The sequence below is a fragment of the Lyngbya aestuarii BL J genome (assembly GCF_000478195.2).
GTDB lineage: Bacteria > Cyanobacteriota > Cyanobacteriia > Cyanobacteriales > Microcoleaceae > Capilliphycus > Capilliphycus aestuarii.
Genome location: NZ_AUZM01000218.1, coordinates 1 through 1,295, shown reverse-complemented (window position 1 = coordinate 1,295; position 1,295 = coordinate 1). Strand labels below are relative to the sequence as shown.

General features: G+C 38.8%; 1 protein-coding gene and 1 pseudogene. One reads left to right on the top strand and one right to left on the bottom strand.

Translation table 11 applies throughout. The annotated features are described in order from the left end of the window. Positions 1 to 590: pseudogene (locus tag M595_RS27645) on the top strand (hypothetical protein); the annotation flags it as partial. Positions 591 to 639: 49 nt separating this feature from the next. On the opposite strand, the gene M595_RS27640 reads toward M595_RS27645, so the two are convergent. After that, a partial coding sequence (locus tag M595_RS27640) for a glycoside hydrolase family 10-like protein (protein ID WP_023069867.1) occupies positions 640 to 1,295 on the bottom strand: 656 nt, incomplete at its 5' end.

Sequence of the window (1,295 nt, the reverse complement as noted above, 5' to 3'; positions counted from 1 at the left end):
CTCGATTTAATGGTTATCCAAAAGTGAGTCCTCAAGGTGAACTGGTTTATCATTTTCCCGATTTACAAACGACTGCTACTCAATATCGTCCTCAAGGGATTGTGAGTTCTCTCAAAGAACAATTGTGGAAGTTTAGCCAAGCTAGTTCTGGTCAATTAATGTTAGCCGCAGGTTTGGGTGTTGCTAATATTGTCGGTGCGATCATTTTGGGGAATTTATTACAAGATCAGACTCTAGTTCAAAGTTTGGGTGGCTGGGTTGCCTTTGTAGATGTTATTTTCCCGCTTTTGTTGGTTTATGGGATTGGATTTTTAACCGTTCCTTTGATCCGTTTTATTTGGATAAAATGGCGTAATGCTCGCATTGAAGTTCGCAATCAAAACCGACAAGAACGGGTAGCAATATTGAATCAAGCTCAGGATTCTATTAAACAAAAACTGAGTTTTGCTCGTCAATTTGCCGCAGAAACAGTGATCGATCAAAAAGATTTAGCTTACACCACCGAATCTGATTTAGTCGAACAAGAACTCGAACAAGTAGATAAAATTGATGCCGAATGGCAAAAACGCTTAAATGAATCTAATTCTTGATTGGAATTTCAGGGTTTGAGATCAGTTGACATACATGAATTGTAGAACGTTAGGAGGGCGAAGGCGAAAATAATATTTCAAATACTCTCCGACGTTCTCGGGGTGCATCTGGAGTAAAATAACTCCATAGGGTTTCCCAGTAAAAGAAAGACATTCCTTGAAAGTTATGATCGCGAACGTCTTGAACTTGTTGCTGAATTTGTTCGATCTCAACAGGATGTCCCATTGTACCGCTTAAAATTCCAATTCCGACCGGAATTTTACCGCGAAGTTCTCGAATTGCTGGATCGTCTAACTCGCTTAAAAAAGCTTTAGGGCTATCTCGATAAACTTGTAAGATTAACTCCTCAATTAAACCCTGTTTTACCCAAGTTTCCCAGTCTTGTAGAGATTCGTTATAAGCAAATTCACGGGGGTTGGGGGCGAGAGAAATCAGACAGTCCGGTTTAACAGCTTTAATCTGATCATGTAAGGTTTTCATAAAAGCTGTAATTTTATCCGCTCTCCACTGCATCCATTCGGGATCTGCGGGATTATTCGGCGGAAGTTTACCCTCATGTTCTTGCTTATAAATTTTACGAGTATACCAATCATAACCCAGTTCTATTGGCATTCCAAAATTATCATCAAATTGTATACCATCAACATCATATTTAATCACGACTTCAATAATTAAGTCTTCTATAAATCTCTGAACTTGAGGAT